Genomic DNA, 16858 nt, shown 5'->3' on the forward strand with positions numbered 1-16858 from the left:
TGTATTGAAGATGGGCGGATGATGCTCGGCGGGGTGTGATGGCACGAATCGAATGAAGCAAAGGTAACTATCATTCGGAATGATATAAGACCCGAACGAGCCCTCTAGCCTGCACCTTTCGTTAGGTGGCTATCAATCTACTTGGTGGCAATTCTCTGTTGCCTGACCTGCAAAAGTCAGGAGCGAGGCTGCGCGGCGGGGATTACGCGGGGATTAAAAATGCCGAACCCGCCACGGCGGCGGGTTCGACAATACGGTCAGAGTTTCGGCAACTGGCCGATGCGTCCGATCATTTCCGTCACGATCTGCAGATCCAGCTGGAATTGCTCCACAGTCTTGAACTCGCCATCGGTGTGACCGGTGTATTTCACGTTCGGCATGGCCAGACCAAACTGCACACCGTTCGGCAATTCATGCACCGAGGTGGCGCCAGCGGAAGTGCCGAACTCGTGCTTCATACCGAGGTTTTCAGTCGATACCGCCAGCAGCGCCTTGACCCACTCACCTTCAGGGTTGCGGTACATCGGCTCCGCGATCGAGTAATCGAAGGCAACGGCTACATGGCTCTTCTTGCTCCACGCCGCCAGTTTCTCAGCGATTTCAGCTTTGAGCTTCTCCGGCGACTTACCTTTCGGAACGCGCAGGTTGACCGCGAGTTTGAACGCTTTTTCGTCCATGCCGACGTAGGTCAGCGAGGTCGTCAGCGGTCCCATAAAGGCATCGGAGAAACCGACATTCAACGTGTTGCCCAGGTAATCCAGACCCCAATTGTCGGCAGCGTAACGTGCGGCATCGGTGATGTGGTTGTGCTTGAACGCGACTTTGCCATCAAGGCTATTGATAAAGACCAGCATCCGCGCGACCGGGTTGACCCCGGATTCGGGCTCGGAGGAGTGCGCAGATACGCCAGTCACGGTGAGTTTGACGTCTTTGCCGTCGACCTTGGCGCTCACCTGGAAATCGCCGCCATTGCGCTTGGCAAACTCGTCACCGGCCTTTTGCAGACTGGCGGCCAGTTCCGCAGGCTTGTCGGTTACCAGGGTGGCGACCGACGCCGACGGAATCTGGTTGGTTGCCAGGCCACCGGTCATCGAGATGATTTCCGCGCCTTTGCCTTCACCTTTGCGCTTGGCAAAGTTGGCCATGACGGTGCCGTAGCCTTTCTCGGCAATCACCACCGGGTAGCCGCCGTCCAGCGCCAGGTTGTAGTTTGGCGTCGGGTTGTGTTCGAAGTAGTAAGGGATCGCGTCGCCCGTGGTTTCTTCGGTGGTGTCGACCAGCAACTTGAAGTTGCGCACCAGCGGCAGTTTTTCTTCCTTGATGACTTTCATGGCATACAGCGTGACGACGATACCGTTCTTGTCATCCTCGGTGCCGCGACCGTACATGCGATCGCCGATCAGGGTGATCTTGAACGGGTCGAGGCGAGTGCCGTCCTTGAGCACCCAGTTTTCCGGCGTCACCGGCACCACGTCGGCGTGCGCGTGAATACCAACCACTTCATCACCGCTGCCATCGAGGGAAATCTCGTAGACGCGGTTGTCGATGTTGCGGAATTTCAGATTGAACGACTCGGCGAGACTTTTGATCTTCGCCGCGATCTTGATGAATTCCGGGTTGTCGTGCTGCTCAACGCCGTCCTTGCGAAAGGTCGGGATTTCCACCAGTTCGCGCAGGGTTTCAGTGGCGGCAGCGCTGTATTTCGCTCGCGTGTAGAGACCCAGCAGACGATAGATTTCGTTCTGCTGATCGGCGTTTAAAGTCTTGTTATCGAGATAGGCGCCAATTGCCGGACCAATGTTTGCGGTTTTCGCCAGATCGCTCTTGCTCAGGCTGCCGAGGAACTGACGGAAGTCTGTGGCTTTGTCTGCACTGTAAGTCTTGAGAATTTCAGCGCTCTGCTGCGGGGTGATATTGGCTTGCGCGGGCGCCGTGAACACGGCAAGACCGGCCAGCATCAACGTGGTGGCAGCCAGTTTTTTGAAAGGGACATTCATTACGAAGGGCATTCCTTTGCAGGGCAGTGAGTTAGGCGTGTCTCAAGGTTGAGACACATACGCTTACAACCTAACACCGTGTCAGAGCCTTGCGGGAGTCCTGAAAGGGGATGTGTCGCACAAAAATGCAAAAGAGGCGCACAAATGAAAAAGCCCGGGGAAGGTTTACGGGCTTTTTTATGGGTGCTCGCCTGACAACCAGTGCTTCTCCAAATCCTTGCGCCAGGTTCAGCAAAGCGCGGCTATCTGAAGATCTGTTCAATCATGATCCTGGAGGGGATGAATAACGTATTCGTGTAATAGGCCTCATACCCATAGGCGGTTATGCGAACTTTGCACGGGATGGAAGTTTGCGACGTCAGCAACGGTTTGATGGCGTCGTAGTCATTCAAGTCGCGTTGCGTACCATCCGGATTGGTGTAGTAGAAGATCAGGTCGGAGGAAAACTTGTAATTGGGCCTGGCTTGACCGCTTGCGTTCACTCGCCCTTCGGCTTTTACCGCGATTGAATGCTCGGATGAGAACTCCATGTCGCGATTGAGAGAGCAGATCAGGGTAGGGTTGAGCTGGTTGGAGTTTTCGTAATCATTGAAAGCGTTCTGCAAATCCACGGTGGAGTTGAAGTGTGCCGTGAACAGATTGGCGGGGCCGAGCTCAAACGACGATAGCGTGAGGTCGGCGGGCGGAATGCTGGCCGTTTTTACGCAGCCGGTGCAGAGTAGAACGCCCAGGTATATGACCGCGCGGAAGCTGTTCATTGGCCGAAAATACCGTTGATTGAGTCAAAAATCAGATCGCAGGCGGACTTCGTCCCTTGCACAGGTTCTATAAACATCCAGTCAGCAGATGCATGGTGCCTATCAATGGTCTTGTTGATGGTCGGACCAGACTCGATCATCCAACGCTCCCCGAATTCTGCGACACCGTCAGATTGGTCAGGTGTACTGGCGTTGGCCCGGATGTTGATCCATGTTTCAGCGACAGGCGTTGGCTCCGAAAAATAGATGTCGGAACCCAGCCATACCAAGAATCCCTCACCCACTGGATCGAGTGTCACCAGATATTTGATGGTGTAACCGGCTTCGGAAAGGATCTGTGACAGATGTGCGCCGTTCCATCCGCCGAGGCTGTGGCCGACGATGTAAACCGGACAGGATTTGCTGGGAATGTTGTCGATGAAGTGAGTCTGGATATCGCCGGAACCCCTTGCATCTTTATAACTTTTAGGGAATCCCGTGTACTTCGCCGGCAGCTTGGCGCTGGCGGCAATTTTGCCGTCGAGCTGTTTTTTTGCGTCGTCGATATTGTGGAACGCGCCTTGAAAATAGTATTTCTCTTGGTCGGCAGCCCCACCAATGAAAAAAACGATCGCCTTCTTTACGGGAACGGGAGCCGTCTTTACCGACTGATCCTTCACGAGTGTTAATGTCGGCGTGACGGCCAGACTCGCGGTATTTCCATTGGGAAGCTGGATTTGCTCTGCCGGCATGTTTTCAATCTTCCAGAAATAGTTTGAAGGTTTCTGCCACGTGTGAACTCACGACATGCGTGAACCCCAGCGAATCACTGGTGCCGTATTCGAAACTGCCGTCCGCGCGCTGGATCGCGTAGGCATGATTAGGCATGGGCTCACCGGTGCTTTCGTCGATCAATTTGATCTTGTCGCTGAAGTGCACCGGCATCGGCAGCAGACCGCTGAAAGGTGCCGAGACGAAGGTGTCGCCGATGATGACTGTTCCGGAACCGCCCACAACGATGTTGCCGTGTCCGCCCGTGCTGTCGATCGTCGCTGCATTCAAACCATTGATGAAAACGGTCGAGCTGACGCCTCCCGTGATCGGACTGCCACAAGCGGATTTGTCGGTCATCCGGGCGGCAGCAAGCCCGTCAAAGTTCACATTGGGCGAGCCACTGGCAATGGGATTCGTGCCATGTCCCGGAAGAGGGCAGCTAGTGGGGTCCGTGAGGCGTGCAGCAGGTTTCCGCTCATGCGAAGTTCCGTTTCAAGAGGGCAGATCGGGCAGCCGTGATGAATAGCCGTATCGTAGAACAGCCAGGGCTGTTCGCTGGATCGACAGCCTTGGTGGTCGTAGTAATCGGGAATGGTGAGGATGTGGTGTCAGCTCTGCGAGACATTGACCCCATGTGCATCCGGACGGATGCGAGTGTTCGCCTTCAATCACACCGGTGGTGTTTGAAGAGGCGAGGGGCACAAGCGCTTGCATACGTGAAGTACGCATCAAATTTTACCGTCCCTGGAAATTTCGTTGCGAAGAATGCCGCAAGCTACGCTTGCGTTCAATAATATTCAGAACTGCCAGCGCGGATTCACAGGCTATCTGGATCGCCAAAAAACATTTTGACTGGGCTCTACAACAGCAGTTTCAGCTTAAAAAACTCGAATTATGCCCCCAGCTGTGCCCCCAATTGCACCCAGTGTTCGAGCGCGATCGCGAATGGCGATTTCTGACAGTGCTAGGTGGCGCAGTACGGACTTCAGTTTACATCCGTGCATTAAGTACGCGAAGGGTAAATGGAGTTAACTGCGGCAAGTAGACTGAGCTTGCATCCCCATCATTCAATACTGATGAAAAAGGAAGTATAGGTGTAGCCCGCAGGGACTTGCCCCATCCCTTCAGGCTACGGGGAAAATCAACACTACTTCAAATCAATTGCCTGCTCTATCCAGTCCGCAAGGTTTGCGTTAATGTCGTTATAAGCGTCGGTGGATTTAGGGTTGAAAACCAGTGGTTTGACAACCTTGTCACCTATCTTGAACGTTGTCTGATCAAAAGGATTGGCACCTTGAGTTGACTTGCCGGAATTTGGGCACGAAAGGTTATGGATATACACCCCGAGCAAAGCTTTACCATCATCCCAGGCTTTCTTTATTTCATACTGAACCCAAGGCCGCTCAGATGTATCCTTACCAATCAATACCACGACACAGGATTTGCCGCTCATATTGTCATTGATCCATTTCTTGATCGACGTGTCACCTGCGTTTTTTACTTTTTCCCACTCATTGACCGTGACTTCGGCGTTACCTTCAATCACCCCCATGTTGCGGATCTGTTGAACGCGCATTACGTCATTGTCGAAATGAAAGCTGTAAAAAACCTTACGTTTGGCCATGATTATCTTCCTAGGCGATTAAGAATTGTGAGAATTTTGCTAACAATTTCCTTGCGTTTTATCTGTGGATTACAGATCTCATCGATTAACGGAAGCATCCACTCGAGTCCTGTGAAGAGCTCCGTTCTCTCGGAAATTATTTTCCACACCGATTGAGCAGCAAAGCCGGTTGCACCTACTGGGATAATGATGCAGCCCCTTTCTATCGCTATCTCCGCTTCACGAATAACGCCGCTAGCTTCTATGACCTTGCCTTCCACATCCCGCTTGTTCCCAAACACGAAGATGGCAATGCCTGTAAGAGCGATCATGCGCTGACGATACTGTTCCCATAGCTGTTTCAGGTCAGCAGTCTTTGTGGCCATCTGCGGAAATGGCCTCATTATCAATTGGTCTTCAGAGAATTTTTCAGGGTTGGCGTAGATTGCTTCCAGAGCTCCATTAATTACAGCACTACCAACGCCCCAGCCAAAGCCATTCACAATGCGTAGGTTGTTTTTGACTAGGGAAGCAGAGAGGGTGTGAATAAATTCTTGAGCTTCTTGCTGGCTCCAGTCACCGAAGTCTTCGGCACTACCAGAAATAAAAACTGTTTTTTTCAGGAAGCGGCTTTCTATTTCCTGCAGGATTGCAGGGACGTCCTCATATTCTTCAATGAGCAGTGACTGGATACCGTATCGTTTCAGGTCGTCAATGCGAAGTTCCTGCTTCCTACGTTTATAGGACTTAACTTCGTCGTCATCTTTGGGATCGATACGTTCTCGACGAATAAAGCAGTAATGATTGCGTTTGGTAGTTGTGTGGAGCCGGCTAAGGACGTAGTCCAGGTTCGGGTCGGTGAAGCTAAACCCAATGAACAGAAAGGTTTTTGAGACAAGATCACCGCTCAAGGCTGTAACGAACGCCTCGTGCGTACGGTAGTAACGCTCATACTGTTCTTTGTAGAGAACAGCGTCGTTAGGGTGATGTGCATCACCGTGCATTTTGTAGACCACTGCATCCCGCTTGGGGCGCGTAGTGTTGAGTTGCGCAACACTATGCTTGACGTCAGGAACCTTGTACGCGCGTTTCAGAGCGTCCTCGACGAGAGTGTCGTAGTTAGTTGTCCAGTACGTACGAATCGGCAAGCGAGCCAGAATTTCATGGGATTGCGATGGCTCAGCCTGCTCAGAAAATTCTTCGAGAATTTTTCGTGAAAGCTTTGCCGACCCCTTGAGCTTATTTACGTGAAATTGGGCAAGGGAGATCAGGTCATCCTCTTGTTCAATTTTCAGGTCAAGCTCCTCAGCGATGTCCCTCAGCAGCTCTTTCCAGTCTACAAAGCCAACGCTCTTGGACATGCCCGCGCCTGCGAATACAGCGGCATTGTCCTCACTCAGATCTTTAACAAATTCTCTAATAAATGAATTTATTTCACCTGAAAACGCCATTTCTACATCCTTGTGAGAAATATTTTATACAGTCTGGCCGTATGCAAACATGGCAGAATTCAAAATGCAGCACTTGTCTTTCGTTGAGACTAATCCGGCGAAAGCCTGGGTGTGTAGCACTGACACAGAGACCTTGTAGTGGCCTTTTAGTATCGATCAGGTTATCCCTACCTTCAGCAAGGAGCAACTGTGGATTTCCGGTTTGCACAAGACTTTAGTCGTATACCCATTTCTGAATTGAGCTATGGGGGGCACATTGAAAAACGTTTCAGCTGCACCGGTGCTGTATGGCCACATCCGGAGCACAGAGGAGACGGAGTCTTGCATGCGAATCCTTGCGAATGAACACTGGAGAGTCAAATGGCCGCGCATTGGCCTCTGCTAGGTTTAGGGCTTGTTCAGCTTTGGACGGGTTTCGCTGGGTGCAGTCAAGGGTTTGGGGCCTTACTCCACCGACGATGCTAGGTTGCTGACCAAGGCAGCATTGGGTGCGCTTGAACGTGTGTACGGCCAGGTTTTAAGTGCAGCAAGGTCGAGGTCATGCTTCTCAACCTTTGCCAGCCAAGCGAGTACACGGATGATCTGTTTGCAGTCTCACAGCCGTCAGAGCCGACCAATGTGATGGCTGTGTTGGATAAGATTAATGAGCGGTGGGGAAGGGGAACGCCATGTGCGGCAAGCGTGTCGAGCAATCCTGATTGGTCGACGCGGAGTGAGCAGGTACGCCTCAAGCTTGCTAAGAGCCTGCTCCATGCCGCAACCCATTTTGCCGTTGCGCCTGCACCATGATGAGAGGTCGCTAATGGTACCGAAACGTTCTGACGGTTACTCCGATTAAGAATTCACTCGGCCGCAGCCTGGATAGATTTAATCAGCACCGACGTAGCCTCATCTTTCGGTTCGATCGATGTAGCAATTTCAGCCGCGGATTGTTTCTGTATCTCATCGGCAAGGGGAACCGTCTGACTAAGGACCACGAGCAGGTTACGTTGGCCGTCTTCGCTTGATTCTGGAAACTGTTGAATGACCAAAGGAATAGCACGCGGATCCTTTAAGTTGACTAGGACATTAGTTGCGTAGGATCGTACGGTGCCGTCGTCACTTACGGACGCCTTGGTCAGAGCCTTCAAATCGTCTTCTTCAACAACTGCTTTTAGTGCTCCGCTTTGGCCAGCATTTGATTGAGCAATTTCATTGAGGGAGACGAGCGCACCAAGCTTTGTTCGATAGGAACTGTCAGTGCTCTGTACTTTGGCTAACAGGGGTCTTGCTGCGGGCATTCCTTTTTTTCCGAGCTCAGAGCGGGCATCGCGCCTCACATAGGTACTGTCGGAGTTCAAGTTATTGATTAATTCATCAACCGTTGGAGTTTCCTCATCCGCATAAGCCGTTTGAAACAGCGACCAAGACGAACCATTGATAGCGGGCATTACTTCAACGACAACGCCTGTGCTGGTCCCACTAAGACATGGGCCAACCTTGGCAATTAATTTATTGGTCTCGTCGTTTAGGCTTGCATCCTGGGAGTTGTAACGCCATTGAAGGGTATCTCCTGATCCTAGATATGGTCTTAATAAAGCAGCATCAATGCAGCTAAATATTTGTTCTCTATCACCAATGCTGACGATGAGAGCCAGTTTTTTGCGAACAATGTCCTTGTCGAAAACTACAAAGTCATAACTGGTTTTTAATCGGGACCCAAAAAAATCATTGTCGCCCTCGAAAACCATCGTAGCCTCTCTAGTATCCCCCTCTATTTTTATACGTAGGTAACGTCCGTCCATGCGGTCCAAAATTATAAAGAATATGACGACTGCGAGTGCCGCACACCCAATGATCGTCATTGATTGGCCCGGTAGGGTGACGCTGGCCTTAGAACCAAAAGCACCAAGAATCATTCCTAGCCCCGTACAGAACATGAAAATTTTTAATGTAAAGTTCCCAATGTGCATTACTTCGAAAAAGGTGCCTATTCCAATCATAATCAACCCCATAATTAGGGCGGAGTAAAAAATAGGGCCTGTCTCAACTGATCGCTTATCGGGCTCTAACTTGTCGTTCATGGCTGCTCCGGATTGCTGATTATAAGTGAGTCACCACTAGACTCAACAACCCAATGAGTGCATGTGCTTAAAGTGGTGGTTGGATCAACGTTAGTCGGCACCTTGACACTTGTCCAGCAATGGTGGAGGTGAGGGTGCTGTACAAAAATTTTCATTTGTATAAAATTTGTCTAACTAATTGACTATGCTAGAAAAGTGCATTGTTAATGCTTTCTTCCTGAAAAGGCTGCTGGTTTTCAATTTTAATTTTTGCTGCCATCGAGAGGTTTTCCCTTACACAGTTGGGAGCACTCAGCGTCTAGATGGGTACTTTTGGTTCGCGAAATTGTCATGGCTCAAAGTCCATCTAGTATTCGACATGTTTCGTTACAAGTTCAGAGGATGGCGCTGGTGACGCGATGTCCAAATAATTGCATTTTGCTACTTCTGTGCTGTTCTAGGAGGACTGCACGCGCGGCTCAGCTTTGTCGCGCAAGGATCATTTTTGATCACAGAGCTGTTAGAGCCTCTGGTTGAGGTTTAGGAGCAAGGATGGCCCAGTCCAAAAAAATCAAGGTCATGCTTTCGAGTCGTTGCAACGACCGTTTCCCCATTGATAGCGATCACACCCTTAGCTCAATTCGAGAGCAGCTCAAGCGCGGGATTGAAGGTACAAAGCTGTTCGGCAGGCAGGTGTTTGAAGTCTGGATCAATGAAGACGCTCCCCCCGCCGATGCTATGGACGATAGCTGGGATACCTGTCTACAGGCTGTTCGTGATTGCGATGTGATGCTTGTGTTGTCCAATGGCAATGCAGGTTGGGCCAAGCGTGCTGGCGACATTGGCATTTGCCATGCTGAATACATGGAAGGCCTGGCCACCAGCCGCGGCAAGGTGCGCCTGATTGCTATGCCGAATATTCCGGTGGGTGAAGGGCAGGACGCAGAGACTGCACGCAATAAACTGTTCCAAGATTTTGTCTGGCTGCAGACACCTTTTCGAGGCGGTACTGTTTCCACTGTCGAGCAATTGCGCACCCGGGTGCATGAAGCGCTTCTTGACGCGTTGGTTGTGCTAACCCAGCGAGGTGTTACGGCAGCAGCCTCTACACGTTTTGACATGGGGCAGGCGCTCGACTGGACCCGTCTCGATTTCCGTCAGCGCAAACGAGCAATGGAAGCCGTTCTGTTGAGAGCGCTTACCGGGACAGATGCACCTTCTGGTGAGACTGCCGTCGTTGTTCCCATTGCCGGCGCGAAAGTCGCGGTTCTGGTCCACGCCATCCCGGCCGCATTCAGTGTTGCGGCTGCGCGCGAGCTTGTTGGCAAACCCTTTTTACGTGATCACCTTCATGCAGATGCTTTGAAAGCTGCGGTTGGGCCATTGCATCTGATTGCCTGTCATCGAGGTGCAACAGAGACGCAGGCGACCGCGTTGCTAGGCTTCGCCGATGCCACGGTGGTCAGTGGTTCTTTCGGCATTTTCGTCGCGGACGATGTACAGAAAGTGCAGTTTGCATTCCTGGCAAATTGCCGTGATGAATCACAAACCCGCCATGCCCTACAACGATTCATGGAGTGGCTGGATCAAACCGGTGAGGCTGACATCTTGGCGAAAAGGGCCGCTTCGCGCGCCAAGATCGTCAGGGTGATCGCTGCTGAATATCAAGGGAGATAACAATGATGGCCAAATCGCTTTTCACCGTGGGGCCCGTGCTCTCGTTTCGAGGAACCAGTGCAGGAAAGTGGAGGGTCACTGCGTTGATTGGTATCACCACCGGTTCGCCTGTACCGAAGTTCTCTATCGAAGGAAAAGCGTGCCCAGTCCCTGTGGTTCTGTTGGCGGGACTTAAGGAAACCATCCTTCGTTATGACCTGAGCTGTGCCCTTCAGAAGGAGGAGCGAGTCGTAGAGTTTGGTTTGGTGGGGGAAAATTTTAGATGGAAGTTCTCTGTGCCCGGGAAAGACTATGCGCCCAGGATGGCGTATGTCTCCTGCAATGGCTTTTCCGACCCCGCTGCAATGCGCAAGTTGGCGAAACCTGAAAATGCTGTCTGGGCAGATCTAATCGAAAATCATGACAGTGAACTGCGCCCCAACAGTTTCGAGCTGGACAAGGAACAGCTTTGGCACGAGAGCAGAATTCATGACAAACACTTGAAGCGCTTCCACTTGCTGCTAATGGGTGGGGATCAGATTTACTTCGACTCGATATGGGAGGATGTCAAACCCCTGAAGCATTGGGTCGGGTTGTCGCGTAAGGACCAGTTGAAATTTAAGGTGAATGCTGCGCTTGAGCAGGAGATCGAGTCGTATTATTTCGAGCTCTATGCCAAGCGCTGGTTACCGGACACGCGTCGCGACTGGGGCAAGGGTTTGCCGAACCTGGATGCGGCCGATGCGATGTCGCGTATACCAACGGTGATGATGTGGGATGACCACGACATCTTCGATGGCTGGGGCTCCTACAGTCCTGAGATGCAGCACTGCTCGGTGTTCCAAGTGTTGATACGTTGTGCTCGCCAGGCGTTTTGGGTCTTTCAGCTTCAGCACGCACTCGAGGATTTGCCACCCTTGCTGGCGCAGCAACAGCGGGTGAATATTTCAAAACAGGATCCGCAGTTTGAGCCGATCGAATGGAGTGTGGAGCTCGCGGGCGATCCATTGGCGCTGCCGTTTCTCGATCAGCAGCCGGGGTTCAGTTTTGCTCATCACATAGGACCTGTGTCCTTGTATGTGGGGGATTTACGTACGGAGCGCTCTCGCACTCAGGTGCTTGGTGAGAGAAGCTGGAAGGCGATGCAGGACTGGCTCGACACGCTTCGCGATGGCAAGCCGGCTCACCCAGGTAGCAAGTGTCAGCATTTGATTTTCATGTCATCTGTGCCTGTTGCACATCCTAAGTTGTCGTTGGCTGAGGGGTTGCTTGATACGTTTGGTCAGGATCAGGTGCTCGACAGCAATGCCGATGATTTGAAGGATCATTGGTCGCACGGAGATCACGAGGGTGAGCGTAAGCGGCTTCTGGAGACGCTAACACGCGTTGCTGAGAAAAAGCTGCTACGCGTATCGATTGCCTCTGGAGATGTGCATGTGGCGGCTTGGGGGAGTTGCTATCGACGGGATATCCCTCCTACCTCCAACTGGGCGCAGGTTCAACAGTTCACCTCTTCCGGTGTGGTTCATCCTTCGCTGATAGGGGTGTCGGAATGGCTTTTCCTTCAGCTGTTGAACCAGACCGCCAGTAAGGTTCAGTCGATTGATGTACAGCATTGCGTTGAGATGATGCTTTTTCCGGGATCTAACCGTTACATGATGCCCGCCAGGAACTGGCTGGCGTTCGAGCTGGATGTGGGGGAAGGGAAGGGGTGTAAGTTGTGGGCGACGTGGCGGTGTGAGACTGACTCGGGATTTTCGAATCATTTGCAGGCGGTGCAGCCGTTTCAGTTGTGAAGGGTGCAGCGGGCCTGATGGTTTGAATTGGCCGGGGCGCTCCGAATGTTCGTTGCAGTTTTCTAGATTGGCCATTTCAGTTTTTTAGTGCACGCCTTAATAGTTTTCGACTTGGGTTCATAGGTAGTAAGACGCTGTCGTTGCATGCTGATAACCGCAGGTTTCGGCTAGAAACGAACATTGGTCAGAGGGCCTGCGCACCCAACTAAATTACCTGGTGCGTCTAAAAACGTGGAAGCGACTCATTCAGTGTTAAAAAACTATCTTCAGGGAGCGGAGTGATATGCATATTGAGACCGTTTGGGTGCGTAATTTCCGTCGTCTGAGGGATACTCGCATAGATTTGGCGTCCGATATTTCAATATTTGTTGGGGCCAACAACAGCGGTAAAACATCTGCGGCGCACGCTTTGCAGCTTTTTACCTCAGCTTCGAAGGATCGATTTACCCTCCATGATTTCAGCTCAGAATGCTGGGATGCCATCAACGCTTTCGGAGAAGGGGCGGACGGAGTCGAACTGCCAACCATCTCCCTCGACATTTGGTTTTGCGTCACGCCAGCCGATCTGCATCGAGTTGTAGATCTGCTACCTAGCCTAGATTGGCAAGGTAGCCGGGTTGGTATTCGAGTGGAGCTCGCAGCAGCAGATGCCGGCCTTCTGAGAAGCAGTTTCCAAGACGCGCGGGCCAGCGCACGGCATGCTCAGTTGCAGCCTGCAGGGGAGGGCGTGGTACAGGGAAACGTGGAGCCAGCCATTGCGCAAGACGGGTACAACCCGCGACCGCGTGACCTTTGTGACTTCATTGCAGACACCGTAGGTGACAGGCTACGGCGTGATTTCGAATTGCGGTACTACATACTCGATAGCGCCGGATTTGACACTGAGTTTAAACAGCTTGATGGTTACGTGCCTCTACGCCTGGTTCCTGATAAGGGTCGCAGTGGCAGGGATGTGTTGGGTAGCTTGGTAAAGGTCGACTGTTTACATGCCCAGCGTCACCTGTCCGACTCTAATGCTGGATCTCGATCCGAAGATCTCTCCCGCTGTTTGAGTCGTTTCTATGAACGGAACCTTGAGAAGCGCGGCGAGGATTATGACGCTCAGCGCGCACTATACCAGTCCGAGAGTCTGCTGAATGAGCACCTGGAACGTGTCTTCGGTCCCACTTTGGAGCGTTTGGCCGATCTGGGCTATCCCGGGGTCAACAATCCTCGGCTGCTGATCAAGACTGCATTGAACCCTGCGACCATTCTGAGTAGCCATGAAGGGGCACGTGTGCACTACGCGCTCGGCGCTCTCGGAGCAGCAGAGGTCACGGCAACCTTGCCTGATAGGTACAACGGCCTAGGTTTCAAGAACCTGATTTATATGGTTGTTGAACTGCTCGATGTTCACGGCCGATGGTTAGACATTGAGGAAAACCGCCCACCGCTCCACCTGATATTCATAGAAGAACCGGAGGCGCATCTCCATGCTCAGCTGCAGCAGGTTTTCATTCGGAAAGTGTTAGACATCCTCGCCGTGCCCGAGGAAGACAGCCCATATTGCACCAGCCAGCTTGTAGTCTCGACGCACTCGCCTCACGTCCTTTACGAGCGAGGCTTTAAACCTATCCGATATTTTCGGCGAGTAGCGGATGCCGGCATACAGCAATCTCAAGTGCTCAGCATGGCAGCTTTTTATGAGGCGGCCGTAGATCCTAACGACCCAAATGACCGCACCAGGGATTTTCTTGAGCGATATCTCAGGCTAACTCACTGCGACATGTTCTTCGCTGATGCGGCCATTTTGGTTGAAGGGAACGTCGAGCGGCTGCTGATGCCGCAAATGATTGCTAAAGCTGCACCTCGACTTCAGTCGAACTATTTGAGCGTTTTAGAGGTAGGTGGCGCGTTCGGACATCGATTCAAAGGCCTCATTGATTTCTTGGGGCTCACTTCTCTGATCGTGACCGACATTGACAGTGTTTCTCCGCCCGCAGCGGGCGCTTTAGCCGCAAACGGCGAGTTGCCACTTGATGAGGATCCAGCGGATGCACAGCCTGACGACAATGAGGACGCGGAGGAGGCTGAAGCGAGACGTAAAGGGCGCAAGGCGTGCATGGTTCATGAAGCCGGGGCTCTTACTTCAAACCAAACGTTGATCAAGTGGCTGCCTGGGCACACCACGATTGACGATCTGCTGACTGCGACTGCCGAACAGCGCACTCAACTCCGAGACGAAGAAGGCGACGCCCTTGTACGCGTTGCTTACCAGACACCAGTAGCGGTGGTGTGGGGCGGAGCGACTCAGGTGAGGACAGGCAGGACATTGGAGGAAGCGTTTGCACTGCAAAATCTAACCTGGACGCAGCACCTGGACCGCAAGGATCTCGGCCTACGTATCAAGGGTTCCAATAATCTGGAAATCGCAGGTATTGCGGATCGCCTTTACCGTAAGGTCAAAAGCTCAAGTTTTCGTAAAACTGATTTCGCTCTCGGGCTGCTGGCTCAAGAGCCGTCGGCATGGACGGTGCCAAATTACATCTCGGACGGCCTTCGTTGGTTGGAGGATCTGGTCGCCCCGCCACCGCCCGCAGTAGCTGAGGCGGAGGCGCCTCTCAACGGGGGTGAGGTATGACTGCGCGTATCGGTCAGCCGGATACTCAAGCAGATATCGAACTAAGGTTGTGCTTGGACCAGCGTCCTCAACGCAGCTTTGTCATGGTTGCTGGCGCGGGTTCTGGAAAGACGACGTCGCTGGTAAAGGCCCTTGCGCACCTCGGCCAGACGCGAAGACTTAAGCTCAACATGCGTGGTCAGAGAGTCGCTTGCATTACCTACACTGAAGTAGCGGTCAAGGAGATCTGGGGGGACGTAGGTAACGATCCGCTGTTCCATGTCTCGACGATTCATAGTTTTCTGTGGACTGTAATCAGGCCATTCCAAGTGAACTTGAAGGCTTGGGTCATCGCAAGGATCCACGAGAAAATCGCCGAGGCGCAGCAGCATCACGACAAGCCTAGGACTCGGGCAGCAACTCGTGAGCGGCTCGTGAAAGATATCGCGCGTTACCAGCGTCACCTTGAGGCCGTAAGGCATTTGACTCATTTTAACTACGGCGCCGGAAGCGATTTCGGGCGAGGTGTACTCGGGCACTTCGACGTTATTTCGGCGGCGGTCGAGCTAATCGAGCAGAGCCAGTTGCTTCGTGATGTCATCGCCAGCAGGTATCCAGTCCTTTTCATTGATGAAAGCCAAGACACGCGTCCGGAAGTAGTGGCTGCATTTAGAAGGATCGCCGAGACGACTCCTGTGGAGTTCTGCCTCGGATTTTTTGGCGATCCGATGCAAAAAATCTACCTTGAAGGTGCTGGAGTCATTGAGACGGCCGCAGGCTGGGAGCAAATCACCAAGCCAGAAAATTTTAGGTGTCCGCAGCGAGTGCTCCAGGTAGTTAATGCTATCCGGGAGCCCGATGACGGTTTGTCTCAAACACGAGGCCGGATGAACTGGGTCGACGGCAATCCTGAGCCTGTTATGGGATCTGTTCGATTCTTCCTACTGAGAGCAGATGACCATCGCTCTATGAAGCTAGCTAAAGTTCGTGAATGGATGCGGCGTACGAACGATGACGATCATTGGGTGAGTGATGATCCTGCCGCTGACTTCAGGGTTTTGGTTGTCGTGCATCGGATGGCGGCAGCGAGGCTCGGCTTTCCTAATCTTTACGCTGCTTTGAATGACAACGAAGCACCACCGTCCATCAAGGAGGGGCTCAAGGACGGCACCGCATGGCCACTGCGGCCGTTTCTGAATTACTTGCTACCCTTGGCAACGGCGGTTTCAGAAAACCGAAAGCTCGACGTCATGACTTTTCTGCGTTCGGAATGTCCATTACTGCAGCCAACGGCTCTGGTCGGTAGCGATCCGGTAACGGTGCTTCGGGCATTGCAAGCATCCACAACAGAGTTGGCCAGACTCATTTTTTCGAGCGATGCATTGCTGCAGGACGTGCTCGTTCACTCCCAGGCAGCAGGTCTGCTACAACTGGACGAAGCGTGGACAAAATACTTGGGCCCAGATCGCACAGCCGACGATGATGATCCTGAGATCCCCGCCGTGTCGGCTTTCCTACGTTGCGGTGTCGGTGAGTTGGCTGGCTATCGTCACTACCTCGAAGATCTTTCACCGTTTGCGACCCAGCAGGGAGTGAAGGGGGCGGAATTCGAACGCGTTTTGGTGCTCATAGATGACGAAGAAGGTAGAGGACAAAGGCAGTTCTCCTACGAAAAATACTTCGGCATTGTGGAGCCCTCAGATACTGATCTGGAAAACCTTGCACAGGGCAAGGATAGCGTGATGGATCGCACCAGAAGGCTTTTCTACGTGTGTTGCTCCCGAGCGACTAGGGATCTCGCTGTGGTCATGTTCGTGCAGGACATCGAAAATGCTCTAGCAAAAATCGCCGAGACCGGAATCTTCGAGTCTGGCGACATCGTGGATGAGTATGCTTTGGAAGCCGCTCTAACTTAGCTCTGGATTGTTTCCGCGTTCATTGCCTGTGCCTTTCATGAGTGAACGGCATCGGTAGACTGCCGCTTACGGCGACTTACTCATGTCGACCCAACGCTGCCCGTCATTGGTTACGACAATCGGTTTAGAACAGACATCGAGACTAGTAGAGTAGAGCCGACACTCTATTGCTAATGATCAAAACAGTTGGTGCGATGGTTGTTTGCGAGCAGTAGCGTATGACTTTTTCGAAAAAGGGCTGTTGGACTTCAGGCTGGGGGCATCCCTTTTCGAACCATCCCAAGATG

At 52.4% G+C, this 16858-nt stretch carries 10 protein-coding genes and 2 pseudogenes; 5 read left to right on the plus strand and 7 right to left on the minus strand.

Features of this window, described 5'->3' with window-relative positions; genetic code table 11:
• Window positions 1–257: 257 nt before the first annotated feature.
• From HU754_RS13895 to HU754_RS13920, 6 genes and pseudogenes are all read right to left on the minus strand, one after another.
• Window positions 258–1997 carry a dipeptidase gene (locus HU754_RS13895; protein ID WP_186621557.1) on the minus strand — a complete coding sequence of 580 codons (1740 nt, stop codon included), beginning with the start codon at window positions 1995–1997 and terminating at the stop codon, window positions 258–260.
• A 242-nt stretch (window positions 1998–2239) separates the two neighbouring features.
• Complete coding sequence (locus HU754_RS13900) at window positions 2240–2755, minus strand: hypothetical protein (RefSeq protein ID WP_093431292.1); 516 nt, start codon at window positions 2753–2755, stop codon at window positions 2240–2242.
• On the minus strand, window positions 2752–3486 hold the full coding sequence (locus tag HU754_RS13905) for an alpha/beta hydrolase family protein (protein WP_186621559.1): 735 nt from the start codon (window positions 3484–3486) through the stop codon (window positions 2752–2754). The genes HU754_RS13900 and HU754_RS13905 overlap by 4 nt, the downstream gene beginning before the upstream one ends.
• 4 nt (window positions 3487–3490) lie before the next feature.
• Window positions 3491–3979, minus strand: a pseudogene (locus tag HU754_RS13910) (PAAR domain-containing protein); the annotation flags it as partial.
• Window positions 3980–4655: 676 nt separating this feature from the next.
• On the minus strand, window positions 4656–5132 hold the full coding sequence (locus tag HU754_RS13915; RefSeq protein ID WP_186621562.1) for a TIR domain-containing protein: 477 nt from the start codon (window positions 5130–5132) through the stop codon (window positions 4656–4658).
• A gap of 2 nt (window positions 5133–5134) precedes the next feature.
• Window positions 5135–6562, minus strand: coding sequence for an SIR2 family protein (locus tag HU754_RS13920; RefSeq protein ID WP_186621564.1), 1428 nt, complete (start codon window positions 6560–6562; stop codon window positions 5135–5137).
• 442 nt (window positions 6563–7004) lie between these two features.
• Between HU754_RS13920 and HU754_RS13925 the strand changes: the two are divergent.
• Window positions 7005–7351: pseudogene (locus HU754_RS13925) on the plus strand (DUF4113 domain-containing protein); the annotation flags it as partial.
• Between the two features lie 53 nt (window positions 7352–7404).
• Here the strand turns inward: HU754_RS13925 and HU754_RS13930 are convergent.
• The gene (locus HU754_RS13930; RefSeq protein WP_186621566.1) at window positions 7405–8625 is read right to left on the minus strand and encodes a HEAT repeat domain-containing protein; all 1221 of its coding nucleotides are present in this window, start codon (window positions 8623–8625) and stop codon (window positions 7405–7407) included.
• 531 nt (window positions 8626–9156) lie between these two features.
• Between HU754_RS13930 and HU754_RS13935 the strand changes: the two genes are divergently transcribed.
• The 4 genes from HU754_RS13935 (at window position 9157) to HU754_RS13950 (ending at window position 16571) form a co-directional block, all read left to right on the plus strand.
• Window positions 9157–10281: a DUF4062 domain-containing protein gene (locus tag HU754_RS13935; protein ID WP_186621569.1), complete on the plus strand. Its 1125-nt coding sequence runs from the start codon at window positions 9157–9159 to the stop codon at window positions 10279–10281.
• A gap of 2 nt (window positions 10282–10283) precedes the next feature.
• A complete protein-coding gene (locus HU754_RS13940; RefSeq protein WP_225919986.1) occupies window positions 10284–12056 on the plus strand; it encodes an alkaline phosphatase D family protein in 1773 nt (590 codons plus the stop codon).
• Between the two features lie 283 nt (window positions 12057–12339).
• Window positions 12340–14676: an ATP-dependent nuclease gene (locus HU754_RS13945; RefSeq protein WP_186621571.1), complete on the plus strand. Its 2337-nt coding sequence runs from the start codon at window positions 12340–12342 to the stop codon at window positions 14674–14676.
• A complete protein-coding gene (locus tag HU754_RS13950; RefSeq protein WP_186621573.1) occupies window positions 14673–16571 on the plus strand; it encodes a UvrD-helicase domain-containing protein in 1899 nt (632 codons plus the stop codon). The genes HU754_RS13945 and HU754_RS13950 overlap by 4 nt, the downstream gene beginning before the upstream one ends.
• The last annotated feature ends 287 nt before the right edge of the window (window positions 16572–16858 follow it).

The organism is Pseudomonas zeae (genome assembly GCF_014268485.2).
Classification (GTDB): Bacteria; Pseudomonadota; Gammaproteobacteria; order Pseudomonadales; family Pseudomonadaceae; genus Aquipseudomonas; species Aquipseudomonas neuropathica.

What these genes read in the sequence shown, in the direction of transcription:
- HU754_RS13945 (WP_186621571.1), top strand. Translation starts at nt 12,340, where the DNA reads ATGCATATTGAGACCGTTTGGGTGCGTAATTTCCGTCGTCTGAGGGAT.
- HU754_RS13920 (WP_186621564.1), bottom strand. Translation starts at nt 6,562, where the DNA reads ATGGCGTTTTCAGGTGAAATAAATTCATTTATTAGAGAATTTGTTAAA.
- HU754_RS13905 (WP_186621559.1), bottom strand. Translation starts at nt 3,486, where the DNA reads ATGCCGGCAGAGCAAATCCAGCTTCCCAATGGAAATACCGCGAGTCTG.
- HU754_RS13915 (WP_186621562.1), bottom strand. Translation starts at nt 5,132, where the DNA reads ATGGCCAAACGTAAGGTTTTTTACAGCTTTCATTTCGACAATGACGTA.
- HU754_RS13940 (WP_225919986.1), top strand. Translation starts at nt 10,284, where the DNA reads ATGATGGCCAAATCGCTTTTCACCGTGGGGCCCGTGCTCTCGTTTCGA.
- HU754_RS13935 (WP_186621569.1), top strand. Translation starts at nt 9,157, where the DNA reads ATGGCCCAGTCCAAAAAAATCAAGGTCATGCTTTCGAGTCGTTGCAAC.
- HU754_RS13930 (WP_186621566.1), bottom strand. Translation starts at nt 8,625, where the DNA reads ATGAACGACAAGTTAGAGCCCGATAAGCGATCAGTTGAGACAGGCCCT.
- HU754_RS13900 (WP_093431292.1), bottom strand. Translation starts at nt 2,755, where the DNA reads ATGAACAGCTTCCGCGCGGTCATATACCTGGGCGTTCTACTCTGCACC.
- HU754_RS13895 (WP_186621557.1), bottom strand. Translation starts at nt 1,997, where the DNA reads ATGAATGTCCCTTTCAAAAAACTGGCTGCCACCACGTTGATGCTGGCC.
- HU754_RS13950 (WP_186621573.1), top strand. Translation starts at nt 14,673, where the DNA reads ATGACTGCGCGTATCGGTCAGCCGGATACTCAAGCAGATATCGAACTA.